Genomic DNA, 26,270 nt, shown 5'->3' on the forward strand with positions numbered 1-26,270 from the left:
GGTTATAAAATTCATACGATATGGTCAATTCATGTTACTTCAACGGAGAATCAGGAACGCGCTTTGAGCTCAGCGAAACAGATAATATATTCATTATCAGGACTTGTGCTGGCACTGCTGATGAGATTTTAGACACGCCGGCGCTCCTATCCTATCAAAAAAACATTACGCCTTTTGTCAGCTTTCCGGAGTCATTTGTCTATTTGTTCAAATGCGTGGGAACGCCCGCACCGGCCGCATTAAGGGATGAAATCAAGCGCATTGTAAGAGCTGAAAAACATCCCAGACTCAGATACATTGGTTCCATTCTGAAATTTACAGGATCAGACATTTATCAGATTTACACAGGAAACCTCTTCATTAAATTTTTTGATAAAGTAAGCCAGTCGGCCGTTTCTCATATTTTGTCCAAAAACGGCGTAGTAGTCAAAGCTGCACTCAGTTTCGCAGAAAACGCCTATTTCGCGGAACCGCGACTGGACATTGGACAGGAAGTCTTCGACCTTTCAAAACAATTGCTTAGTCACAAAGATGTCGAGTTTTGCCATCCTGAACTCGTGGTAAACAACCGCTCCTTTTTTTCTGGCTCCAACTCCACAGCCGAGCCGCCGCCCGATGAAGAAACGGATTGGATACTCAACAAAACGAGGGTTAAAAATGCCTGGGAAGTCACGCAGGGAAAGGGAACGCGCATTTGCATCATTGACGACGGATTAGAATTCGGCCACCCTGCTTTTGCTGGCGCCGACAAAATCCTGTTTCCCATTGATATGCAGGACAAAACACGGACCAGATTGCCCTTGCACCAGTCGGGCGACCGGCACGGCACGGCCTGCGCGAGCATTGCTTGTTCCAATGATGCCAATTCGTATGGCGTTGCACCGGGCGCCTCGCTAATCCCTATCCGCGTCACCGGGCTCGGTTCTGTTTTGCAATCGGAAGCTTTTTATTGGGCGGTGGAAAAAGGAGCGGACATCATTTCTTGCAGCTGGGGCCCGCCGGACGGAAGCATTTTCACATTGGCCGACAATGATTTTATTTTCCCCATTCCAGACCACACCAATCTGGCATTTCGCTATGCTGCAAAACATGGGCGAAATGGCAAGGGAGCCGTCGTTGTCTTTGCAGCTGGAAACGGCAAAGAACTGGTCAAAAATGACGGTTATGCGGCGCACGAAGACGTTATTGCCGTGGGATCGATCAATAAAATTGACCAGCCCACTGTTTATTCCGATTACGGTCATCCCCTGTTTTGCTGCTTTCCGAGCGGCGATTACAGCATTATTTCAGACGCCGAAGCATCCAAAATGTATGGCGTAAAAGTGGCGGACCGCATTGGCCCAGAAGGCTATTCACTGGACGATTACTACAACTTCTTTGACGGCACATCGGCGTCCTGCCCAGGCATTGCGGGCATCATCGCATTGATGTTATCCGCCAATCCGGATTTGTCTCGCGGCGATGTGAAAGAGATTATCAAAAACTCCTGCCGGAAGATTGGAAGTCCGGACGATTACTTAAAAGGTTACAGCGAAAAATACGGTTACGGACTCCTCATGGCCGATCTGGCCGTGCAAAATGCATTGAATTTCACACCTCTTTCAAACAATATAACAATGGAAAATGCCCAGCAACTCCCGCCTGCCCTTTCTTTGCACATTGGCATCAATGAAGTTGACCCTGCTTATTACAAAGGTTTCGTGCCACCGCTCGCGGGCTGTGTGAACGATATGCAGAACATGCGAAAGTTTGCGGATTCGCTTGGCTACAAAACGAAGACTTTGTCAAACGGCGAAGCGACGCGTGAAGCGATCATGGACAACATTAAGAGCCTCGGAAAAGCTGTCGCGCCGGGCGGCATCCTGCTTATCACCTACGCGGGACACGGCGCACCGATCCCCGACACGGACAACACCGAGGAAATCGACAGCAATGATGAGTCCTGGGTTACTTATAATGGATTTCTGATCGATGATGAATTGAATCAATGCCTTACAGCGGTTCCGGCTGGCATTCGCGTGCTGATTGTTTCGGATTCCTGCCACAGCGCCACCATGTCGCGGTTTGTTGATCTCAATTCACGAATCCGCTGCATTGATCTTCCAACGGTAAGAAAGATTTTGAAAGCCAACAACCAGAAAGCGAGCAGCTTGAAGAATGCGTCACGCGCAGCAGGCAACGCAGAACCAAAGGCGTTCGTCAAGTTGCTTTCGGCTTGTAAGGATTCGCAATTTGCCAAGGAGACTGCCGGCGCGGGCGTATTTACGACCAAGTTATTGGAACATTTCAGAAAACTGAACAACAGCGGCTCAACCACCAATTACTCAGATTTTGTAACCAACATCAAGCTAATGATCAATGACTTAACGCAGGAACCGGGCGTCAGCAACACAGGTGCAATCAGCGCGGAATTCGATAAGCAGCACCCGTTCAGCACGGCCAGCCTGAACGGACAGCCAGCTGCAACACCCATAATTTCGGCACCGGAGCCTGCCAAAGTTTCGCTTCCGCCAAAACTTGTGGAGTTGGCGCCAGCTTCTTACGGGGACACTGTGTTGATTGTCAAGACGGCAAAAAAGTTTATCAAAAAGCCTAAAAAAGGAAGTTTGAGGGAATTCGGCTCGCCCGTTCCAGACGTGAAAGTGACACTGGGCACCATTGATTCGAACGATATGGAAGGCGAAACAGAATGGGACAAGGCTTATAATTTGATGCTGATCAATGGCGGCAAGGACATTGAATTTGTAGAGCCGGATATGGCGTCCAACATTTATGCAGACACGTCCATGCTCGCGCAGCCGGGCAGTCGGGCGCTTCTCGACTCGGGTTATCTTGACAATTATCCAAACCCCGAAGAACACAACAGCCCAAACCCTTTCATATGGCATCTGGACAATGATCACAGCCAGCTGAAAGAAGCGAATGCCATCGTTTTTCCGGAAATATTATTCGAAGGCGAGCCGGCTGATCCGCGCAATGTTGTAAAGATAGCGCACATTGACACGGGTTTCCTGCCGAGGCATCCGGCCAATCCCGAAAACCTCGATCCTGCCGCGGCCACATTCACGCAACGCGTTCGTTTTGAGGGCGCAACGGACTTTGATGTGCCGCTTTTTCCGGTCGAACAGCAAGGTCACGGCAATGCGACCATGGCAATTCTGGCGGGTGGCAAGCTAAGTTTCGATGATACGATGGGCCAGTTCCAAGGTTACTTTGGTGCCATTCCGTTTGCTCGGGTCCTTGCATTAAAAGTGAGCGAGTCCGTGGCGTTGCTTTCGGGGAAAAATTTTGCGGCTGCGGTTGACTTCGCGATTGAACAGCAATGTGATGTAATTACGATGTCCATGGCCGGACTTCCGAGCAACATTATGGCTGATGCCGTTAACCGAGCTTATGAGGCGGGAATTGTGATTGTTTCCGCGGCAGGCAACAGCTTTGTAAAAGGTGTGCAAAGCATTTTACCCAAAACAACATTGTATCCTGCTCGTTACGAACGCGTTATCTCCGCAGTTGGCGCCGCTTTTGACCACAGACCTTATCTTTTCGACATTCATAATCCGGGTTCGCGCGGGCTTAGCGGCGAATTTATGCAAATGAATTTTGGGCCGGATGCAGCATTGGGGACAACATTGGCAGCCTACACGCCTAACCTTTCGTGGTTTGATTGCAAAGAAGATGAAGGCGCCGCAGGGACCCGTTATTTTGTAAAAAGCGGCGGCGGAACTTCCAGTGCAACCCCGCAAATTGCCGCCGCTGCCGCGCTTTACATTCAACATTACAGACAACAGCTGGATGAGATCGCCGGTGACCAAAAATGGAAAAAAGTGGAGTTGGTAAAAGCAGCACTTTTCAGCTCGGCATTCAAGCCCGACATTTATAAAAATTACTATGGCCAAGGCATCCTGCGCGCGAAAAATGCATTAGCCAAATCCCCTTCAAGCTTTCCGGTGCCCAGTCACAAGGCCGATGCTGCGAAAGGAGGCGGGAATCTTTTCAAGCGTCTGTTCAGGCTGTTTAGCGGAAGAAGTGCCTTCACAGACAGCGGTCAAGAGCTGAATGCAAAGCTGGAAAACATGATGAGCATGGAGTTGATTCAACTGCTGCACCGCGATGAAAAGCTCCACCCCTATCTTGACCAGGTCAATTTTGACAGCAGCACAGACGCGCTCGATGCGATTGCGGACATTGACAATCTTGTGAAAGACATTCAAAACAGCAGCAAGGCATCACTCTTTCTCAAACAGCAACTCGTTACGCCAACCAAAGGCCGCAGCATATTAGGCTTCGACGCTGATTTTAACAATTATGTGCTGAACACAAATCATGGCGACATCGAAATCAGGACGGCGGGCCTGCAATGCGAAGTGAGCAACATTCGCACCAACCAAACTTACGATAATGCATATGGCATTGAATATCATGAGTTTGAAATTGAGATCAGCGGCGTGTCGACCAGCAGAGGCATTGAAACTTCCCTGAATGTGACCGACACTTTTGCGGAAAATGAAATGGAAAGCGTGATGCTGCTTGAACGTCAGATTGGCGACGACACAGTCCTGGAATGGAAACTGAAAGGGCATTCCAACGGCTCCAACGGGTCAAATGGTTCCAACGGATTGAACGGCACCAGAGGCTTAGGCGGCGGGTTAAACGGGAAAGATTATTTCGCCATTGATATCAGCCAATTGAGCAATGGTGCAAACCGCGGCATTTTCAAAAAAGCAGGCAAAGTCGCTGTAAAAATATTCAGCTGGATTAAGCCTGGTCGCAAGCAAACAGCTCAGCCGATTGTCAATTTGCTGGAAGATCTGATTGATTCGAATTACGAAATTCTTGCTTTTGACTTGCAGGCGACACAACCCAGCCAGGCCACCTGGGTCAATGACAGCACCATTGAGAATTTGTACAAAACCATCATGGACGAACCGCGTCCGCTGCTGGTGCTCATGCCCGGATTGTTCAGCACGGTTCAGAAAGGTTTCGACGAATTTCTCAGTAATCCGGTCATGGTGGAGGCGCTTAAAGCCAAATATGGCCGCTATGCCATTGGCCTAAATATGCCGACGCTGACCAAAGGCATTGACGAAAATGGCCGTGAACTGACTGATCTGCTAGCCAAAACAGGCCTCAAACAAAAGCATTGCACAGTCATTGGCCGGAGCCGTGGCGGCATTGTGGCACGACATCTTTTTGAAGAATTGTGGGTGACTGCCGCCGGGCCAAAGCCCAAAGCGCCGCTCGTGCTGGACAAGCTGATTTTCACGGGCACACCGAATCAGGGCACGATGATCGCGTCGCACGAAAACTGGTCGTCGATGATTAACGTCGTGACCAATGTTGCCAACCTCGCGCTGGGCACTTTTGTGCCGGTTTTACCCAAAGTTACCAGTGTGATCAAAGCCATTCTGAACCAGATTGTCCTGTTGCCCGGCATTCAGGATCTGGAAGAGCAAAGTGCTGTCATTCTGCGGCTTAATGCGTTGGACGTCAACAGAAATAACTATTTCAGCCTTACTTCCAATTTTGAACCGAACGGTTTTCTGAAAAAGCTTTTTGACAACAACATTGTGGACAAAGCCATTTTTAAAGGGCAGCTGAATGATGCGATTGCGCCGCTGAACGGGGCCATTTTCAAGAACACCAATCTGCCCTGCAAAGCCAAGCTGGCGCCCGGAAATTTCCATATCTGCGGTGAGCTGGACAGCATCAACCATTTTTCTTATCTCAAACCACAGAACAAAGTGATCATCGAAAAAGTGATCAGCTGGCTGTGAAATCCATCATCTTATCATTCAAAAACTTTCGGCTATGAAATTTCCAAACAGAATTATTAAGGCAGGCGAAACCGATGTAAACATTGTAAAAGCCATTCAAAAACGTCTCACTGAGCTAGGAATCGGCGATTTGAACGGCTCGGGTGTTTTCGGGCCCAAGACGACTTCGGCCGTCAAACAATTTCAGGCGCTGCACCGCGACGCGCACGGACTGCCGCTCGAAGCGGACGGCAAAATTGGCTCCATAACCTGGGCTGTCCTCTTCAACTCGGACCCAATCGCCGAATCGCCGCTGCCAGCAGTTGATAACGAGCCACTTCTCGACCGAGCCGTGTTAAAAGCGGTGACACAAATTGGCATTATGGAAAATCCGCCGCTTTCGAACAAGGGTAAGGAAGTGAGAATGTATATGGAAAGCGCAGGATCGCATGAAGGACTTTTCTGGTGCGCGGGATTTGTCTATTGGTGTTTCAATGAAGCCGCCAGGGAACTGGGTATGGCCAATCCGCTTGTCAGAACCGTGGGCTGTCTGGATCACTGGCGCAGAACAACGGCGGACAGAATTCTCAGGAAAGATGCTGTTGACAATCCAGCATTGGTGAGGCCAGGGAGCATTTTTATCAAAGATCATGGCCAGGGAATGGGGCATACGGGCATTGTTGAAAAGGTTGAAAATGGGTTTATCCGCACCATTGAGGGCAATAGCAACTCCAATGGCAGCAGCAATGGCATAGGCGTTTTCCGCCTCGATTTCCGAAAGATCAATTCCATAGAAAAGGGATTCATCATTTACAGCTAAGTCTCCCGAAACCGCATCATCTTAACCTAAATCCTCAACCCTGCACCATGGACATTGTTACCGACCTTACCTCGCAAGCTGTTTCCTATCTGACCCTTTTGCAAGATGTATGCAAGGATTATGATGCTTTTAACAAAAGCAAAAACAACAACGAAACCAAACCGAATGTCTTTTCCCAGTTGCCAGACATTCAGCAAAAGATCGAAGCGATTTTCATTGCGCAGGCGCAGGAGGCCAACAGCTCCCGAAAGCTCACATTCACAACAAACAAGGCAAAAGTCACGAGACAAAAACTTGATAATGAAACAATTTGGAAAAAGGCGAGTAAGCGCGTTGACCGGATGAAGGAGATCGTTTTCACCAGTCAAACAGGGCACGAGGCCGATCTTGCGATCATTGCGTCATTTTTTGAAACGTCCAAAAACCTGTTTCACTGGCTGAAATTATGGCTGCCGATTATCTCGCCGCAGGAAAAAGAGTCATTCACCGATGAGCGGATCTTGCTCATGACGCCCGATGAATGGCGGAGAATTTTCCGGGTTATTTTGTATGAGCACGCCATTCAACGCATTGAACTGATCATGAAGCTGCGTTACATGCCATTGCAAATTGTGGCCAGTTTGGGCGGCAGCAAGGCGGGTTATTATCAACAGCGGCTTTATCAGGTTTTTATCAAAGAAGACGAAGCCAAAGCGCTTGAAGCGGAAGGTCACACGTTGGATATTTTATCAAAAACGGATCAGGAAAGCGTTATCGGCTGGTGGCGTGCGGAATTTGCACATGGAATATCGGAAGAGGAAACCGAAAACAAGCCGCGTTTCCGCTATGTTGATATGCTGCTCACCAATGATGAAGCGCTCATTGATATGTTGATCAAAAGCGATAATCCGGTGTCGTTTGAAACGATGCTGAACAGCGAACTCAACAGCGTTGACGCTTGCCGGACGAGCCGGAAAAACGATTTGGGAAACGTTCCGGTGGCCGACTTCAATGCATTTGTAAAACAGGAAAGTGTTATTGAGCAGAATGTTTTTCAGCTCAATGATCAGCAGGAAAACAAACTCGAAAGTGGCAAAACGAAAGATCCGTTGGCGCGTGCGCAGGAAATGCGGCTCACGGGACTTTCTTTTTCGGGAGGCGGGATCAGGTCGGCAACATTCAATCTTGGTGTCTTGCAAAAACTGGCCGAAAAAGGTATTTTAGAGCACATAGACTATCTTTCAACCGTTTCTGGCGGCGGTTATATCGGTTCATGGTTCACGTCCTGGATCAAGCGCTCCGGGTCCGTTTCCAAAGTGACGGCCCGGCTGAACAGCAAGAAATCCGCCGACCCGATGGCGGATGAAGTGAGGCCGATTCGCTGGCTCCGCATGTACAGCAACTATCTTTCGCCTGATGCCAGCATTATGTCCACCGATGCCTGGACGATGGGCATCACCTGGCTCCGCAACACATTGATCAACCAGTTTATTTTGCTTTTGTTACTCTGCACAGCACTGTCGATGATTGAGAATATATTTCAGTTTTGGGATTTCATGGCGCAGCAGGATTCGATTTACAGAGACCGATTTTGGCCTTATTTTCTGAGTCTGCTCATATTCCTGGGCGCGGGGCTTGCGGCTGCGGGCATGCGGACCTTCGATAAGGAATATCCCAACGAAGCATTGACAAAATACGGACGCCACTGGACATTTTCGTATGCATTTGCAGGCTGGGCTTTCATTTCCGCCTTTATGGTCAGTGCTTGGTTTGCCAATGTGATTTCCACCCATTACATGTTTTCGGGTGAAGCGGGCCAATTTATGATTCCCGCTTTTTCAATGGCGGTCAGCCTGATATTGATTGCTTTACTGGGAAATTACCGGTCGCATAACCGCATCAGGAGCACGGGTGAATTCTGGTTTGCCATTGTGTTGTCTTCCGTTTTAGCAACTTCTATTGCCGCTCACTTGTTGATCGGCGTTTTTCATATTTTCCAAAATATCCTTGGGACAAATTATCACTATGATTGCAGCAATTGGTCATTTTCCTGCATGATTGGCGCGATTGCGGGATTTGCCGGAACGCGCGTGCTGACATTTATCATTGGCATCCCGCTCGTGCTGGAAGCGATTTGCTGGGCGGTGATTATCCGCATGTACATCATGGGGATCATGTTTCCGGACGAGCGACGCGAATGGTGGGGACGAATGGGCGCCATCATTCACCGTTTCATTTTGTTCTGGATTTTGGTGACTGCCTGCGTTTTTATTTTACCAAAAGCTCCCCAACTCCATGATTCACAAAGCATCATATCCTTGCTTGGCGGCTGGGCAGCCATTGTCGGCGCCGGCGTGCGACTGGCTTTCAGTTCAACATCTTCGCCTGAAAACAAATCCAAAAGCGGGCTCAATGTGAAGGAAGTTTTTATACGCGCTGCTCCGTATTTATTTATCATCGGGTTTTTGTTGCTGGGATCTTACACGCTCAATTTTTTCCATGAATTAAAATGGTTTGGCACCGAGCTGCCGCAAAGTTTAATGCACACATTTCTCATTGGACTTGCGACGGTTCTTTTGAGCTGGCGTGCGGGTGTAAACGAGTTTTCGCTGCACTATTTTTACAGAAACAGGCTGGTAAGGGCTTATCTCGGCGCGACAAGAAGGCGAACGGAACGCACAAAAACGGTAAATCCATTTACAGGTTTTGACAGTGCAGATGACATTAAACTGAGCCAAATGACGCCTCAAAACAATTACTATGGCCCATTTCCGCTCATTAACACCGCCTTAAATGCGACCGTGGTTTCTGAGCTCGACCGCCAGGACCGCAAAGCCGAATCATTCGTTTTTTCTCCCTTGTTTTGCGGCTATGATTTTAGCGCCACACGATCAGCTTCCTTCAATAAAAATGGCGTTTTCAATTATGGTTATCGTCCGTCCGAAAGCTTTGCAGGCGGACAGAGCCTGGGCACGGCGATGGCGATTTCTGGCGCTGCGGTCAATCCAAACATGGGTTACCATTCATCGGCGGCAACGGCGTTTTTGCTGACGATTTTCAATGTCCGGCTTGGCTGGTGGATCGGCAATCCGAGGCTGAGCACCTGGAAAAGGGCTGAACCGCCTTTGGGATTGATGTATACATTGAAAGATCTGGTCGGGAAGTCGACGGCCGACTCAAACTATGTTTGCCTTTCGGACGGAGGGCATTTTGACAACATGGGATTGTATGAGCTTGTGCGCCGCAGGTGCAGCCTGATCATCCTGAGCGACGCCGAGGAAGATGTGGACTCACTTTGCGAAGGCCTTGCCAACGCCATACGCCGCTGCCGCATTGATTTTGGGGTGGAAATTGATATTGATGTAAGCCGGATTACCGATAAAAACCCCGACACAAAACTGAGTGAAACACACGTTGTTGAGGGCAAAATCCATTATCCCGGCATTGGTGCATTCACCGGCAAATTGGTCTACATCAAGACGGCCCTGACCAAAAACGCATCCGTCGACATCAGGGAATACAAGATCAAAAACCCCATTTTCCCGCAACAATCAACAGGTGATCAGTTTTTCAATGAGGAGCAATTTGAAAGTTACAGGAGGCTGGGCTATGACAGCGTGATGTAGATTAATGATTCGATGTTTTGGGAAAATCAATTTACAAACACTTCATCCACGAAAACCCAGGCCTTGCTTCCTTTGCTGGAATGCCACGCGGGCAATTTGGGAAGCGCCTTAGCGACCAGTTTAATACAGCTGACCTGCTGTTTTTCAAATGGCACTTCGAACACAATGCTTTCTACGCCAGGAATGTCTTTTTTCGGCACTTCCGGAGTCAGCACTTTCAAAAGTTTAAGCGATTTTTCATCCGCACCGCCCCAGACTTCAATGCGCGTTGGCGGAAAAATGTGCCCACCAAGATTTTGGAGCATGCTCAAAGTTACCCGACTGACTTCAACGGGTTTTTTGAATAACAGATAACTTTGAAAATCTTCGTTGTAGCCCAGCCACTTGCCGCTGTTTTGCTCGTTTTCACTTTTTATTCCGTCAATCAGCGTGGTTCCGGCTTTGCCTGCATATTTCTGATCGGCGGGTTTTACCAGTTTTACACTGTCGATATGAAGACCGGCTTTGAAGAAACGTCGTTCAATCTGCTTGCTGCCATACCAGCCTTGCCTGAATGCACGCGCTTTTAATGTTACATTCTTTTCGAGCGCAAACGGTTTGGTGTACACGGGCGACTTGATGCTGTCCGGTTCAGAGCCATCGAGTGTGTAGCGAATGATTGTTTGCGGGATCTGATGTTTCATCGAAACCAATCCATTCGTCGGAAGGATCTGGTTTTCGTTTTCAATTGTCGGCGGGGTAAGTGCTAGAACAACTGTATCGCTTCTAAAACCCGTTTCGAATGCAATTTTCTGTCCTTTTTTTAATGCGGCCAATTCATCCGTGCTAAGCCCAGTGCTCCATATGTACACCTTTTTCAATAATGGGAATCCTTCCAATGACTTGATATCCGACATCTTCACAGCCGTTCCGCTCAGTGACAGTTCTTTGAGTTTATCCAGCTTTTTCAACTCAGTTAATGATGCGCCCGTAATGTCGGTGAAGTTCAGGATGAGCTTACGTAATTCCGGAAATTTAGCAAGCGTTTTCAGGTCTGCATCTTTCACAGGCATTTTGCTCAGGTCCATTGAAACGATCTGATCTTTTAGTGGCATTAACCCCTCAATTTCATCGGGTTTGAAATTTGCACTGTTGTAAAAATTCACAAACAATGCGGGCGATTCGGCTGACAATGGTTTGATCAGACGATAAGTTGAATTCAGTTTTTTGACCTCATCAGCGTCGGCAGCGCTGAAATCATATTGTTCTTCGGTGCGGTCGCCGCCCAGGATATTTTGCGCATAAGTGTAAACAGGATCTTGGGTGGATAGTGAACTGACTTTTTGGTCAAAACGCGAGCCGGCTTTTACCCAGGCTGCGAGCAAGACAATTTCTTCTTCGGTAAGCTGCACTTTTCCGCGCGGAGGCATATGTTTTTTGTCGTCCAGCGGTAAATGCACCCGGCTGATCAGCAAACCTAAATCTGCTTTGGTCGTATCCCATAAAACGCCATTCTTGCCGCCTTTTATCAGCAATGCCTGCGTTTGCATTTGCAAGTTACCTTTCGATTTTTCCTCATTATGGCATGAAACGCACTTTTGTTCCAAAACGGGTCTTACCAAATGTTCATAAACCCCGGCTTCTTCCAATGCAACTTGCGGGATTTGACTTTCCGACGGCCTAAGTGGGGAAATGATGAAATCTTCGCCGTGCGTTAAGTTTCCTCCTAAATGCCCGCCTACAAACAGAATCAACAGAAATGCGCCGGCAACCATTTTTGAAACTAACTTCCAAGGAAACAAATAATTACGCAAGCCATACCACGCGAGGCTTAGCAGCGAGATCGCAACGCCAAGCCATTTGTGCCAGAGCAATGTGTCGGATTCGTAACCATCTTCTTTGGATAAAATAAAACCGGAAAATGCAGCCAGCGCAGCGGTTACTGCCCCGATAATGAGCAGACTTTCAGCAACTTCGGCGTTCCATCGGGTTGAGTCAGGTTTTTCGATCAGCACAACCCAAATGCTGTACAGGATCAGGACAACCAACGGAAAATGCAGGACGAGTGGGTGCATCCTGCCCGCCGCCTGCAACCAGAAAGGCACCTCGAAGCGGTTTTCAAAAATCAGCAGAAAAACGAGTAATCCATTCAGGAAGAAGGCCAAATTATAAGCCAGCCCCTTCCAATCTGAAAAATAACGGCGCACGTTGTTTGGGTTTAATGTTTTTTGGTGCCACGAATGCACGAATGCGCACTAATGCATTCGTGTGCATTGGTGCATTCGTGGCAAAACAAGCACTAAGCAATAATTCCTTTCACCAGTTTCCCCGCCACATCCGTCAACCGATAGCGGCGGCCCTGGTGTTTATAAACTAATTTTTCGTGATCAAGACCCAGCTGATTCAGGATCGTTGCGTGAAAGTCATGCACGTGAACCGGATCTTTTACAATGTTGTATCCAAATTCATCCGTTTCCCCGTAAACAATTCCGGGCTTAATGCCGCCGCCCGCCATCCAAACCGTGAATGCCCTCGGATGGTGGTCGCGACCGTAATTGTCTTTGGTAAGCGTGCCCTGACAATAATTGGTACGCCCGAACTCACCGCCCCAGATCACCAGCGTTTCGTCCAGCAAACCACGTTGTTTCAAGTCCGTGATCAAAGCCGCTGACGACTGGTCCACGTCAAGGCACTGGCCTTTGATTTCATTTGGAAGTCCGCCGTGGCTGTCCCAGCCCTGGTGATACAGCTGCACAAACCGGACGCCCTGTTCCGAAAGTTTTCTTGCCAAAAGGCAGTTTGCCGCATACGTGCCTGGCACGAGACATTCCGGCCCGTACATTTTCACGATCGACTCAGGTTCCTTGCTCATATCCGTGATTTGCGGAACGGCAGTTTGCATCCGGAACGCCATTTCGTATTGCTGCACTTTGGCCGTAATTTCCGGATCTCCAAACTCGTTGAATGTTCCCTGATTCAGTTCCGCAACCTTATCAAGCATATTCCGGCGCTGTGTCCGGTCCATTCCATCGGGATCGTTCAGATACAGAACCGGATTTTCACCGCTGCTGAATTGCACACCCTGATGCACCGAATCCAGAAATCCATTGGTCCAGAGTTTGGAATAAACACCCTGACCATTGCCTTTGCCGCGCGAAAGCAGCACACAAAAGCCAGGCAAATTCTGATTTTCACTGCCTAATCCATAACTCAGCCATGAGCCAAAACTCGGGCGGTTTCCCACCTGGGCACCGGTTTGAAAGAATGTCAGTGCCGGATCGTGGTTAATGGCCTCGGTGTTCAATGTTTTTATAATGCAAAGATCATCGGCAATGCTCGCCATATGCGGCAACAGTTCGCTCATCCACGCACCCGATTTTCCATATTGTTTAAAATTAAAAACAGAACCCGCCAAAGGAAATTTTGCCTGATTGGCCGTCATGCCGGTTAGGCGCTGCGTTCCGCGAATGGATTCCGGGAGGTCTTCGCCATGCATTTTGTTCAGCATGGGTTTATAGTCAAACAGATCCAGCTGAGACGGCGCACCGTTTTGGAACAAATAAATCACCCGTTTTGCTTTGGGAGCAAAATGCGGTAAACCCGCCATCAGCGTCTCCACATCAGCTTCACCGCCACTGCCACCTTTGAAAAGATCGGGAATCAAAAGTGATCCCAGGGCTGCACTCCCAAGTCCCAGACTCAACTTCGACAAGAAGTGCCTGCGGGTGGTGTTCATTCCATGCTCAAATATTGGCTTTTCCATTTTGTTAGCGGTTAGCTCTTTGTAATCGTCTCTTCCATGTTATACAGCGCATTAATCACCCGCATAAGTGCGGCGGCCTGCACTTCATTCACTTTCTCATTCCGCGGAAATTCACCCACATTCAAAACCTTGAACGCATGTTTTTTATCCTTGGCAAACATGGAAGCTTCACCGTTGTAATATTCTGTAAGCAATTTCACCTCCTTATCCGTAGGCTGGCGACAAACAATCCGCTGAAACGACTCCTTAATGTTCGTCTCCACATTCGTCGACTTGGCCGTCAGACGTTCGGCTAAAACGCGCGATGCTTCCAGCACAGTTGGGTCGTTCAACATGACCAGTGCCTGCAAAGGCGTGTTCGTTTTCGACCGTTTGATCTCGCAATGATCCCTGTTACTGGCGTCGAAAATGATCATCGACGGCGGCGGGACAGTCAGTTTGATGAATGTGTACATCCCTCGCCGGTATAATGCATCATTTTTATCCTGCTGATATGTTTTCAGCGTTCCTCTCCCCGATGTCGCTGCTTCCCACAAGCCTTTGGGCTGGTAAGGCTTAACGCTTGGCCCTCCTATTTTCGGAACCAATAACCCGCTGGTTGACAGCACCATATCCCGCACCAACTCAGCCGGCAACCGATAACGAGGCCCTCGCGAGAGATAAATGTTCTCGGGATCAACTTTCAATTTTTCATCCGTCACCTTCGCGGATTGACGATAGGTAGCCGAAGTAACGATCTGCTTGACCAATCTTTTGATATCCCAGCCATGGTTCATAAAATCAACTGCAAGCCAGTCCAGCAATGCTGGATTTGTTGGTAAATCGCCCTGCATGCCAAAATCTCCGGTGCTTTTTACAATGCCTCTGCCAAAGAACTCCTGCCAGATCTGATTTACAAAAACCCTTGCCGTGAGCGGGTTGCTTTTGCTTGTCGTCCATTTGGCCAGGCCCATTCGGTTCTGCGGAAGTCCGTTAGTGTCAAATTTCATGACCGATGGCAATGCGGATGCAGTTACAACGCGCCCGGGGGCATCATAAACGCCCCTGTTTAAAATGTGCGTTGGCCGCAGCGTGCCGCGATCTCCCATGACGGACACCATCAGCGAACTCGTGTCTGGCCGGTTAATGAATGTTAGCAGCGTTTTTGCTTCCTGATCCGAGATGCGCAGAATGGGATTTTTTGCAAGTTTTGTTTGGGAAATGTCTCCTTCAAAACCAAGCTCTTTTGAATTGTTGAAGAATGCAAAAAGGCGATAATAATCTTCCTGTGAAATGGGATCATACTTATGATCGTGACATTGTGCACATTCCACAGTAAGCCCTAAAACACCCGTGCTGTATGTTTTTGTTTTGTCAATGTTATACTCAATCCGGTATTCTTCAGGGATCACACCACCTTCTTCCGTGTATTTGTGATTCCGGAAAAATGCGGTTGCCAAAATCTGCTCTTTATTTGCATTAGGCAGCATATCACCCGCAATCTGCCACGTTAAGAACTGATCGTAACGCATGTTTTTGTTGAATGCATTGATCAGCCAGTCGCGCCACGGCCATTGCGTGCGGACCTCGTCATCCTGGTAACCATATGAATCCGCATAACGGGCAACATCCAGCCAGTAAATGGCCATCTTCTCGCCATAAGTTTTCTGGCTGAGCAGTTCGTCTACTATTTTTTCGTACGCTTTCTCACCTTTGTCGGCGGCAAATCTATTTTGCAGATCCAATGTAGGCGGCAGGCCGGTCAGGTCTAATGCAACTCTCTTGAGCAAATGGCTTTTGTCGGCTTCTTCGTTAGGAGCAAGTCCCGCATCTTCCATTTTTTGCAAAACAAAACGGTCGATTTCATTCCTGGGCCAATCCTTGTCCGAAACTTCGGGCGCAGCTGGCAAAACCGGCGCGGTGAAAGCCCAATGCTTTTCATATTTCGCTCCCTGCTCAATCCACTTGCGGACAACATTAATTTCGTTCTCATTCAGAAGTCCTAAATGCGACTCCGGCGTCGGCATTTGATAGTCGGGATTGACAGAAGTGATCCTTTTATAAACTTCCGACTCATCCGGTTTTCCGGGAAGAATTGCGAAGCCTTTTCCATCTTTTAATTTGCTATATGCGCTTTCAGCGACATCCAGGCGTAATCCCGCTTCCCTTTTTTTGGCATCCGGTCCGTGGCAAGCGTAGCATTTGTCGGACAAAATCGGGCGGACATCAAAGTTGTAGCTGACCAGCCCTTTATCGACGCCTTTCTTCGAAGTCCCGTTTTTTTGAAAACAAGACACGACGAAAAGCGCAGCCAGGCAGGTGATTGTCGCCAAGAAGAAAAGCTGCTTTTTCATATATTAATTACTTACAACCACTGTAAATCCCGAAACCTTTGACCAAACAAAGACTTTAATAAAACTACTAAAATCGCACCCGAATTCTGTTTGAATTAAACTTGCCAAACACAAAGCGTTTTATAAAAAGGATCTGGCTTCCGGCTTCTACTTTGAGCTTGCCTGCGACAAACTTGTCTGCCGCAATGGCGCCAATTTCTGCTTTGAAAAGTTCACAATTTTTGCATCCGACGTCACCCAGGTTATGCGCAGAAAATCGGATGAAGATTGGCAAAATTGAACTGATTCTGTCGAATGTTATTGAGGGTTTGTTTGCAAAAATCGTTGCTTGAACTTGACCCTGATGAAACGCGGGCGATAAAGGTCAGGTTTCTTCTGAATGACTTCCATGAACTTGAAACTGTTCACATTATATGAAATCAGCAGCTCGCCCGGCGCCGACAATGCGGGGTGCGCTTTGGCGTTATATGTGAACAAATCCGGATCTTGCATGTCATTTGTCGTCTTGTAAAGCACAATCCGCGGACCAAACGGCCCCACCGGCGTCGGCCCGACTTGCATGCATATTTCCGGAAAAATACTGCCCAACTGATAAATCAATGCATATTTCCCTTTTGAAATCCGACTGACGCTGAGCTCATTAGAAACAGAATCACTCAAAGTGGTGGCAGATTTCACATCCTTCGACCATCCCTTGCCATTCCAGAATTCCCATTTATCGAACGCCTCAATGTTAGCGGGCTTGATTCTGGCAGAAACAAGCTTTTTGTTCTTGCCTCTAATGCCGTAAATGTAGGTGAATCCATCCGCGTCCATCTCGCCGGCCGAGTCGCTGTTGTTAAATACAGCTGCGCCAAAGGAAATCGCTTCTTCATCCGTTTTGTAATCGTTAAAAGGAAGCGGCAACTGCTTTTGATCAGCATAAGGGAAATCACTTTTCGCGGGAACACGAATCAATGCATTGCCCGTTTCTTTGAATGGAAAAGGCGATCCGTCGTGTGTATTTGTGATTTTATAAGCAAAAATAAACAAGTCTTTGTTTGCATCGGGGTTAGCAAAACCATCGCCCAGCCAAAAGTAAGTGTCTTTATCGGGCTTGTCTGTTTTTGGAATAAAAATGGCTTCATACGCACCCTTTTCCCGCGCCATCCTGAATTCAATGCGCGATGAATCAGGCTTTTTACCCTTCAAAACAGCCACAGAATTATTGACCATCATCATTCCCGGCTGCAACGTATCTCCATCGATTTCGCCAATGGTCGTATCACTGAACAAGAAAAGCAAGCTGTCATTTTGCTCAGAATCCTTGCCTGAAAACGGAATAGCGAAAATCCCATCGCCCCCAAACCACCCGGATTTCCGCAAAAAAAGCCTAGTCCAATCCGCCGCCGCCTCCACCGTAAACTCCCTTTCATTAATTTCAAGCCCCCTGCCCCCTTGCTTTTTCCCAATATTCCCCCCGCCACAAGACGACAACGACAAGACAAGCAGCAGAATATTAAATTTTATGTAAAAGCGGATTCTCATTTCTTGCAGATTAAGAGCTCAATTGCGCTGTATGTTCGTATGTATGGACGTTTGAAATTAGGTAGAAAGTTGGGTGGATGAAAGGGGTTGGGTAACGTTGGGAATTTAGTGAGTGAATTTCTGGAAGATGTAGGATTTAAAATGTGAACAACACCCCACCCTTCCGCAACTTTATCCTCCTTCTCGTCAAAAGAATTCTGCATTACAGCCGCGTTTGAGTTGATTTGAAATCACGGTCCGAGGGGATCTGATTTTGGATATTTCAATTTACGGCCATGAAAAGTATCTTGTTTGCTTGCGCTTGCTTTTTGTCTGCGCAAAATGCCAGTGCTCAGCTTTCGGGTAAGCTGACGACGGGTTTGGGAGAGCCTTTGCCTTTTGCTAATGTGCTGGTTATGTATGCCGAGGACAGCTCTTTTGTCAGGGGCGCGGTTACGGATGAATTGGGAGCTTATGTAACTGAAAGTGTTACTTCCGGGACTTATCTGCTCCGGTTTAGTGCCGTGGGTTATCAAACTATGCTTTCCGGGCGCATTGCTGTTTTGGACGGACAAGGGCCTCTAAATCTTGGAACACAAGTCCTGGAAAGTGATGTGCAGCAGCTGGGAGAGTTTGTTGTGAAAGGTGAAAAGCCATTGTTTCAGCAGGAAATTGACCGGACCGTTGTTAATGTCGAAAATAGTGTGCTCATCAAAGGAAGCTCTGCATTGCAGGTGCTCGAACGCTCCCCGGGTGTGATTGTGGATATGCGCAACGGCAGCATTTCCCTCAACGGAAAAAGCAGCATCATGCTGATGATCAATGGGAAAACGGTACGGCTGTCCGTTACGCAGGTTGTTTCCATGCTGAACAATATGACGGCGAATGACATTGAAAAAATCGAACTTATCACCACGCCGCCAGCCAAATATGATGCGGATGGCACGGGCGGAATGATCAATATTGTTTTGAAAAAGAACCTCGAAGCCGGCACAAAAGTATCTGTTGCGGCTAGCGCCGGATATGGTTGGGGACAGAAAGGAAGCGGAAGTCTCAATGTGACGCGCCGCAACGGAAAGTGGAATGTCTTTGGTTCCTATGCTTACCTGCACGACAAAACACGCGACGGATATATAGCGTGGAGCACGCAGGATATGCCCGCATTCGGCGGCAAGCTGGACGTTTTTGGAACGAGCACAAATACAGCGGTTTCAAATAGCCAGAATGCGTTGTTCGGAACGGATTTGTATTTTGGTAAAAACACCGTTGGCACAAGCATCTCGTATAATGGTAACCGAACGGAACGCAATGTATTTAACACCGGAAGCTATCTCCGGATCGCGTCTGACTCACTTTTGTCGCTCGAAACGACGATATCGGGCAAAAACCGGTGGGACAATGTAAATGCCAGTGTGTATCTCGATAGCAAATTCCGGGAAGGCGAAAAGTTGAATGTTGATCTTGATTTCATGCATTATCTGTACGACAATCCGACCGAAGGCGAGACGATATTTTACGATAAAAGAAGGCAGCAGATTTTTCCGGAAGGAAATATTTTTTCAGGTCGGCAAATGGGGAAATCGCGAACGCCCATTGCGGTTGGCGTGCTGAAAATGGATTACATTAAAGAATTAAATGCCAAATGGCGGCTTGAAGCGGGCGCAAAAGCAACATTGACCAACAGCACGAGCAATTCTTATATTTCACAATTCATTGACGGTGAGTGGACAAGAGGTCCGCGCTACATCAATAACATTGCAATGCATGAAAGGATTGGAGCCGCTTACACTTCCTTATTTGCCCAGATCAATCCCTCAATTTCCGTTTCAGCTGGTCTTCGATACGAGTTTTCCAAAATGAAAGCCGAGGCCGATAAAAATGAGCGTGACGTCAACCGAAAACTGGGCAAGCTGTTTCCAGCAATTTTTATCAATAAAAAAATAAACGAACAATCTGCATTGCAACTTTCTTATACAAAGCGCATCAGCAGGCCGTCGTTCAATGACCTCTCGTCTTATTTGCAATATAATGATCCGATGTCGGTTTCGACTGGAAACCCTGCATTACGGCCTACGATCACCAATAATTTAAAATTTGGATACAATTTCAATGGTTACGCATTTTCCATAACAGCCAGTCGTGACAATGATCCGATCATTCTTTATCAGCAACAGGAAAGTCCCGCCCGCGATCTTATGTATTTTGCACCGCAGAATATGCGCTTTCAAAACAACCTCAGTTTCCAGGCAAGCGGCCAGGTTAAAGTTTCGAACTGGTGGAATACGACCTACGCATTAACGAGTGGCTGGCGGCAATTTCAACTTGAACATACCATTGAAAAACTCAAAAAAACCTATTTCGCCTATTCCTTCAACGGCAGCCAGACTTTTTCCATTCCGGGCCAAATTGCACTGGAAATTTCCGGCTGGTATAATTCAAAGCAGTTTGAGGGTTCCAAACGCATTGAGGGATTTGGAATGTTGAATGCGGGTTTGAAAAAAGAGCTGAAACACAACCTCGGCAGCTTCCAATTCACAGTAACTGATGTTTTCAAATCAATGCGCGTGAACGGCCATTTTGGCGAACTGACGAAAGAGGCGTTTGACCTCAAAGCCGATTTTATTTATAAATCCGAGTCGGCGCGCACCCGGATTTTCAAACTGACTTACACACGCTCCTTTGGAAATTCGGGCATTAAATTACAAGCTTCACGGTCAGAAGTTTCAAAAGAAGAAAGGGCAAGGATCAGGTAAGCGAATGCTATTTTAAATCCAGCGGACTCTTTATCTTACAAAAAAATTGCCTCTCCGATGAACCGAACACTCGCTCTGATTGTATGCCTGGCCTGCCTCTGCTGGCAATGTAAGGAAAAGAAAGAACCTGTGCCTCAGCCCGGCAGTGAAAAAGTGATCGATGTTCTCGACTTTTCCATTCCCGGAGCGGATCAAAAAAACATCAGGATTGGAAAGGATGTGATTGTTGTAAACCTGCCCGAAAACTACGCACCGGGCGATTATATCAAACCCGTGATTGTCCCTGGAACAGGTTATTCTACGCAATCACCGATCCTGAACGGGGTTAGCTACGAAGATCAAGAAATCACACTTGACCTCGAAAGCAAAACTCGGCAAAGCAGAAAGTTTAACGTCATTGTTATTCCTTTCAAAGCCATCAATGTGCGGGAGCCTGCCAAAAATCTTGCATTGACAATTGGACCCGATGCGCACTTTGCGGCCTCTTTTGACTTGAAAGGAACAAAAGCGACGGTTAACGAAGGTGAAAAATTGATTTACGAACCACTGATCCGTTTCAAAAGCAAGGCCACGGGTGAGATTGTGGAAGAGCTTTACATCGATCCTCGGGAAACGCAGCGCGGAGACAGCGCGACCTTCACCTTACCCGGCACAATTTTGCCCGGTGAATACACGGCCGAAGTGGTTTGGGGCCAAAAAACGGAGATTTTGACATCGCAGTTTGTTGTCAAATCGGGTCCGGTGTTTTTCAAAAGAGGAAGCTGGCATATGCTTGAAGCGGACCGTTATTTTGAAATCAATGGTTTCAATTTCTCTCCAACGGGCAAATATGAGGCAATCATTGAGAATGATTTCATGCCGGCCGAACGCATCAATTTGAAATACGAAAAAGCAGGAACATTGTCCGGAAACCTGCCACCGAGCGTCGGTTTGGGCAATTACAAGATCACTTACCTCGAAAACGGGAAGAAAAAAGAGCCTTATCTTGAAAAGCAAGGGATTGATAGATATTCCGGCGATGATCATTTTTACATTCAAAAAACGAGGACCCAGCCCATTGCCCGCATCGTGACGCAGCCATCCCGCATCACTTCCTTCAAGACATACATGGGTTTGAGCTTGAATTATTATGCCTCGGCGACAGAGATTAACCGGCAAGAGCCCATCATTGTTTACACAGAATCGTGGGGTCCCGCGACTGACAAGTTTGAGTTGATTTTGATAGATCACAAAAGCCGCAAAGAATACAAGCTCGCCTATTCCGGCACGGTTTATTCCGTTTTTGACGGCTTCCTCTCTTTCCCCGCTTTTCCGGTGACCAAAAGCGTCCCGAATGGACAATATGAGGTTTACATTTTGAGAAACTCGGAAAAAACGGAGCGATACAGCCAGATCATTACATTGAAATAGTTCACTGGAAAATTACGCAAGCCGACTAACAACACTTCAAAAGCTTCCGCTTGATGTATCGAATGAATGGTCCGATAAGCGGTAAATGCTCGTAGAAGAAGGCTCCGGCATCGTAATAATTGCGCTGGGAAATGACTTTCTCGCCGATTAGGAGCACTGTAATGCCTGAAACCGCAATCCTTTTTTGTGGAATTTTATATTCTAGATCGAGTTCCCAGGATAGATATGCCCGGTCGTTGCGAATGCTTTGCTGCGTGAATTTGTAGCCGCCGCGCCTGACATTCGCATTGAATTTTTGCAAGTAAGTGTGTATTTCAACAATGCCTTTCAATGTTCTGATCGGGTCCTGAAAATGCGCATCACTTTCGTAAATTTCCTCTAAAAGTGCGGCGTTTTCGTCCGGGAGACGGTTGAAATGCATTTTGAATTTGTCGATGATATCGGGATTCATTTTTTAAAAACTATAAAAATGCCGACCGGGTTACCAGCAATGGCCGGCAATCCGGTCGGCAAATGGCAGCCCGTTAGTTGAATGTCAACACGGTGAATTTTGCATTCGCATCCGTTCCTTTCACGTCGCCGCGCTTCTCATCTTTTGAGAAAAAATAAAACGGTTTTTTAATGAATGTAGCCTGCGGCTTGGAATCGGCACGCGTGATTTTGTAAAAATCAGTCGTTTTCAGCGGACTTGGAACGACAGGCGGCTCGATAAAGAATGGTGGCCAAACCGCTGCACAACCTCCGTTGCAATTGCTGGTGTCGTCCACATCATTAGCGAAAGTGTAAAGGGTCTTGCCCAACGCATCCACAAGATAACGTCCGGCGCCTTTGTTGCCAAAAAACACGCTATAATCAGGTTTTGCTATGAAAAAGCCGTTTTTGTTGTCACCAAGGACATCGCCCGCTTTTTTATCCTGCGCAAATTTGTAGAGCGGCCAACCCTTGTAAGTTGTTTGTTTTTGTCCGTCAGCGCGGGTGATCGTAGCGAAAAGTCCTGCCTCCACGCCGGGTCCAGCCGTGAAAGTTTCGTCGAAAAAGATCGGCCACACATTCAGACAGCCGCCGCTGCATGCGCTGTTCCCATCTACGTCTTTTTCAAGAAAATAAAGCGTGCGGCCTTTCTCGTCAACGAGCATTTTGCCAAATGTGTTGCTCGTCTTAACCTCAACCGAAAAGGTCGGTTCCTCGGGCAGCACATGATCATCTTCTGAACAGGCAACAAAGAAAATGGAACCAAACGCCAGCGTAGCCGACAGAATCAAACTGGATAATTGGATTGTTTTCATGACTAATGTTTAAGTGAAAGTTTGAAAATTGATTTATAAAAACTGGATTAATTGCTTTTCATCAGGCGGATCGTTCGCTGCTCTTCTTTGGTTTGAATTTTGAGCATATAGAGTCCCGAAGGAAATCTGCGCAAGTCGAGTTTGCCGTTTGCAACAGGTATTTCCAGCTTTTTTCCCGCTATGTCGAACAATGCAGATTCTGTCACCAGCTCGGGCATTTGAACATTGAACAGGCCATCGACAGACGGGTTGGGAAAAGCGTTCAGGTGCGTAATGCTTTCATTTTCAGGGACAACCACAACGATTCTCGACATGGTAAATTTGCCGTCAAAATCGATCTGTTTGAGGCGGTAATAACTCGTTGTGTTGGCGTTCTCATCGGTGAAACTGTAACGCTTCGTCTGTTTGCTGGTGCCCTGCCCATCCATCCAGCCAATCTTATGGAATGTTAACGCGTCTGTTGATTTTTGTATTTCAAAACCTTCGTTCTGCACTTCGTCCGTTGTTTCCCACTCGATCAGGGTTCGACTGGCATCGGTAGGTTTCGCGGAAAATCTTGATAATGTGACTGGAAGAATCAGCGAGACCAAACCTTTCAGCGTCAAAATACTCGCCTGAACATTCCCCATTTGTACATTCATTTTGCCATCAACAACACCGGCGCCGGTTCCTTTAAGCCTGATGAAAAGCGTACGGGATGCGGTGTGGTCGTTTGCTACGGACGCCAGCGTTGAAATAGCGTCTGAAAATGGTCCGGTCGCTGCAAGTGCAAGTTCATAGCCATCCGGTGCAGTCGCCGAAACACCAATGATGGCTGGTGAAGCGATGGGCAGCCCTGTTCCTGAAATGGTAAAATTCTGCACCGGTGAAGGCGTTCCCGGCGGAGTTGAGAGCGTCAGTGTATCGGGGTTTAGCGCTGTGGCAGGCGGCGGGGCAACCTGGGCAGCTACCGGAATAACAAGACTGAATAAAATGCCTATGTTAACTTCAATATTTCCTGTTAACGTTCCGGCCAGCGCATTCGATTTTATACGGATCAGCACGTTTTTGGTAAGGTCGCCTTTGGAATCAAAGTCCGTGAAGTCCAGATCCTGACTAAATGGCCCATTGGCGGATTGGCTGATCTCGAAATTGGCGGGCGCCCTCACATGCATTGAGGCCCCATTTGGCAAACTAATGAACCCTTTCGCACGCAGTAAAAAGTTGTTTGTGCCCGAAGCTGTCCCCTGAATTGTGTTTAAAGCTGTGATGCTTGTAGGATCACTGGTGATTGTTTGCGGAAATTTGTCAAAAGCCTCACCTGAGACCGCAACTTTGTGATTTCCGGTCAATGCATTCACGTTGACAACGTCGCCGGAATAGAGGCCGGGTGTTAGACCCGCTTTTAATCGCACAAAAATTGCTTTTTGGAGATTAGAAAAATCGGTCGTATTATCCTGATCATCAGCGCCACGGTCGACAATTATAAAATCCTGATATGGGCCGTCTTTTTCGGAACTCACCTGAAATCCAACCGGAGCGAGAATCGTGAATTGGCTCGCAGACTGAGCAGGCAGGTCGGTGGCGGATAAAAGATAATTTTGTTCCACAGAAGGCGCATCGGAGCTAGCTTTAAATCCTGTCAAACTAGCAGGTGACACTCCGGCAGTTGCTATTGAGGGCGTAATGGTGCATGTTACTGTTTTAACAACAGCACCAGCTTGTGGTGGTGTATGCAAGATGTCAGTCGTGTAAGTCCCGGGAGGCAGATTTCCTTTTAACCTAACAAATATTTTTTTACTAGCAAATATCTGGCTTTGCAAACCGCCTCCAATGCTGAAACTTAAACTTGATGAGAAAGGACCTGCTTCAAGGAGGCTAATCTCAAAATCATTTGGAGAGATAATGTCAAGTATTCTCGGCTCTTGATTTAATAAAAATATGATATCGAGATTGTAAGATTGCACGGAGGGACCTTCCCCTTCACGAAACGAATTCAGAACAATCGGATCACCCACTGAAATGCGACCAGGGACACTTCTTGGTGCAATTGTGCTGCTGAGTGTTATATCGACTTTCGAATTTCCTCCGCTGCCCGAAGGATTAAAATTACAGGTCAACAAAGAGGTATGATTGCCCGGAAGGTGAGGCAGAAAATCTGCCCGCATTCGGACAGTGACTTCGAGAAATGCAAGAGAAAATGTGCCGGGCACCTCCACATGATTACCAAAATCCTGACCAATGCCCACGTTTCCTTTGATTTCATAACCTGCGGGCGCATCAATTAATATTTGTCCGTCTCCTCCTGGGAAGGTCAGAATAAACGTTTGTCCGTCAGAGACGCTGCCAACTTCACCGGAGAAATTCAGTGTTGATTTCGTGCTGGTTATTACGTCCGGTGCAGCTGCAGTTGTGTTCGTTGCCAGCAAATTTGTCAGCAAGAATATTAAATTAATTTTCAGTAAAATTTGATTTTTCATAGCAACCAGAGATTAGTAAAGTTTAGTGAACAGATATAGCTTTCCCTCTCGTTATCTGATGTCCGGCCGGAGCAAATAACAGCGTGCGTCAGTGCAGAATGGATCAGTTTTTAAGCTTCTGAAGGCACAAGTTTGGCACCCAATTGCAGCACGCGCCCGAGGTCGTCGGCGTTGCGCCAGGTTTCCATCATCATGCCGTCGACAATGTGAAATATAAATGTTGACGTGAAAACTTGCCGCTTGCCAGCGGCAGGAATTCCTAAAAAACTCGATTGCATGCACGAATTGGTGGCACGAACCGTAACATAATCGCCTTCGGCAAAAATCATATTGACCGTCCATTGCTGGTCAATGTGATCGAAGGTGTTGAACAAGTAACGAACGCCGTCCGGGCCTTCGGGCATGTTTGGCGCGCCGCCGTGCATCTTCCAGGTCGGTGCCGTGAGCGCGCAAATCGCTTCGACTTTCCCTTCGCTGACGAGTTGCAGCCACAGTCGGGCAATCTGTTTGTTTTCTGGTGTAAAAGTCATGGCTAATAAATATTTTTGCTGATTGACAGCACGTTGCAGTAATTTTTGATGTGACAAATGTATGCGGACTTAT

Annotated in this window: 14 protein-coding genes; 5 read left to right on the forward strand and 9 right to left on the reverse strand. The window is 47.5% G+C overall.

Annotated elements, in window-relative coordinates; all coding sequences use genetic code 11:
* Positions 1–20: 20 nt before the first annotated feature.
* From LZG73_RS16805 to LZG73_RS16815, 3 genes are read left to right on the forward strand one after another with little or no spacing between them, the layout of a single operon-like run.
* Positions 21–5,774: a S8 family serine peptidase gene (locus LZG73_RS16805; protein WP_233852603.1), complete on the forward strand. Its 5,754-nt coding sequence runs from the start codon at positions 21–23 to the stop codon at positions 5,772–5,774.
* Between the two features lie 34 nt (positions 5,775–5,808).
* Positions 5,809–6,573, forward strand: a complete 765-nt coding sequence (locus LZG73_RS16810; RefSeq protein ID WP_233852611.1) for a CHAP domain-containing protein — start codon at positions 5,809–5,811, stop codon at positions 6,571–6,573.
* A 47-nt stretch (positions 6,574–6,620) separates the two neighbouring features.
* A complete protein-coding gene (locus LZG73_RS16815) occupies positions 6,621–10,178 on the forward strand; it encodes a patatin-like phospholipase family protein (protein ID WP_233852619.1) in 3,558 nt (1,185 codons plus the stop codon).
* A 26-nt stretch (positions 10,179–10,204) separates the two neighbouring features.
* On the opposite strand, the gene LZG73_RS16820 is transcribed toward LZG73_RS16815, so the two are convergent.
* From LZG73_RS16820 to LZG73_RS16840, 5 genes are all read right to left on the reverse strand, one after another.
* The gene (locus LZG73_RS16820; RefSeq protein ID WP_233852621.1) at positions 10,205–12,364 is read right to left on the reverse strand and encodes an FN3 associated domain-containing protein; all 2,160 of its coding nucleotides are present in this window, start codon (positions 12,362–12,364) and stop codon (positions 10,205–10,207) included.
* A 92-nt stretch (positions 12,365–12,456) separates the two neighbouring features.
* Positions 12,457–13,920: a DUF1501 domain-containing protein gene (locus tag LZG73_RS16825; protein ID WP_233852623.1), complete on the reverse strand. Its 1,464-nt coding sequence runs from the start codon at positions 13,918–13,920 to the stop codon at positions 12,457–12,459.
* A gap of 11 nt (positions 13,921–13,931) precedes the next feature.
* Complete coding sequence (locus tag LZG73_RS16830) at positions 13,932–16,253, reverse strand: PSD1 and planctomycete cytochrome C domain-containing protein (protein ID WP_233852625.1); 2,322 nt, start codon at positions 16,251–16,253, stop codon at positions 13,932–13,934.
* A gap of 67 nt (positions 16,254–16,320) precedes the next feature.
* The gene (locus LZG73_RS16835) at positions 16,321–16,527 is read right to left on the reverse strand and encodes a hypothetical protein (RefSeq protein ID WP_233852627.1); all 207 of its coding nucleotides are present in this window, start codon (positions 16,525–16,527) and stop codon (positions 16,321–16,323) included.
* A gap of 23 nt (positions 16,528–16,550) precedes the next feature.
* Positions 16,551–17,780, reverse strand: coding sequence for a DUF4185 domain-containing protein (locus tag LZG73_RS16840; RefSeq protein WP_233852629.1), 1,230 nt, complete (start codon positions 17,778–17,780; stop codon positions 16,551–16,553).
* 275 nt (positions 17,781–18,055) lie between these two features.
* Between LZG73_RS16840 and LZG73_RS16845 the strand changes: the two genes are divergently transcribed.
* Positions 18,056–20,512 (forward strand): outer membrane beta-barrel protein, encoded by a 2,457-nt coding sequence (locus LZG73_RS16845; RefSeq protein WP_233852637.1) that lies wholly within the window; start codon positions 18,056–18,058, stop codon positions 20,510–20,512.
* Positions 20,513–20,569: 57 nt separating this feature from the next.
* A complete protein-coding gene (locus tag LZG73_RS16850; protein ID WP_233852639.1) occupies positions 20,570–21,922 on the forward strand; it encodes a hypothetical protein in 1,353 nt (450 codons plus the stop codon).
* Positions 21,923–21,947: 25 nt separating this feature from the next.
* Here the strand turns inward: LZG73_RS16850 and LZG73_RS16855 are convergent, their stop codons facing one another.
* The 4 genes from LZG73_RS16855 to LZG73_RS16870 all read right to left on the reverse strand — a co-directional run bounded on the left by LZG73_RS16855 (position 21,948) and on the right by LZG73_RS16870 (position 26,197).
* Complete coding sequence (locus LZG73_RS16855) at positions 21,948–22,373, reverse strand: nuclear transport factor 2 family protein (RefSeq protein ID WP_233852641.1); 426 nt, start codon at positions 22,371–22,373, stop codon at positions 21,948–21,950.
* A 73-nt stretch (positions 22,374–22,446) separates the two neighbouring features.
* Positions 22,447–23,208 (reverse strand): hypothetical protein, encoded by a 762-nt coding sequence (locus LZG73_RS16860; protein ID WP_233852643.1) that lies wholly within the window; start codon positions 23,206–23,208, stop codon positions 22,447–22,449.
* Positions 23,209–23,255: 47 nt separating this feature from the next.
* Positions 23,256–25,667: a T9SS type A sorting domain-containing protein gene (locus tag LZG73_RS16865; RefSeq protein ID WP_233852645.1), complete on the reverse strand. Its 2,412-nt coding sequence runs from the start codon at positions 25,665–25,667 to the stop codon at positions 23,256–23,258.
* 110 nt (positions 25,668–25,777) lie between these two features.
* Positions 25,778–26,197, reverse strand: coding sequence for an ester cyclase (locus LZG73_RS16870; RefSeq protein ID WP_233852647.1), 420 nt, complete (start codon positions 26,195–26,197; stop codon positions 25,778–25,780).
* Positions 26,198–26,270: the final 73 nt, after the last annotated feature.

Origin of the sequence: Dyadobacter sp. CY326 (assembly GCF_021390515.1) — a bacterium.
GTDB lineage: Bacteria > Bacteroidota > Bacteroidia > Cytophagales > Spirosomataceae > Dyadobacter.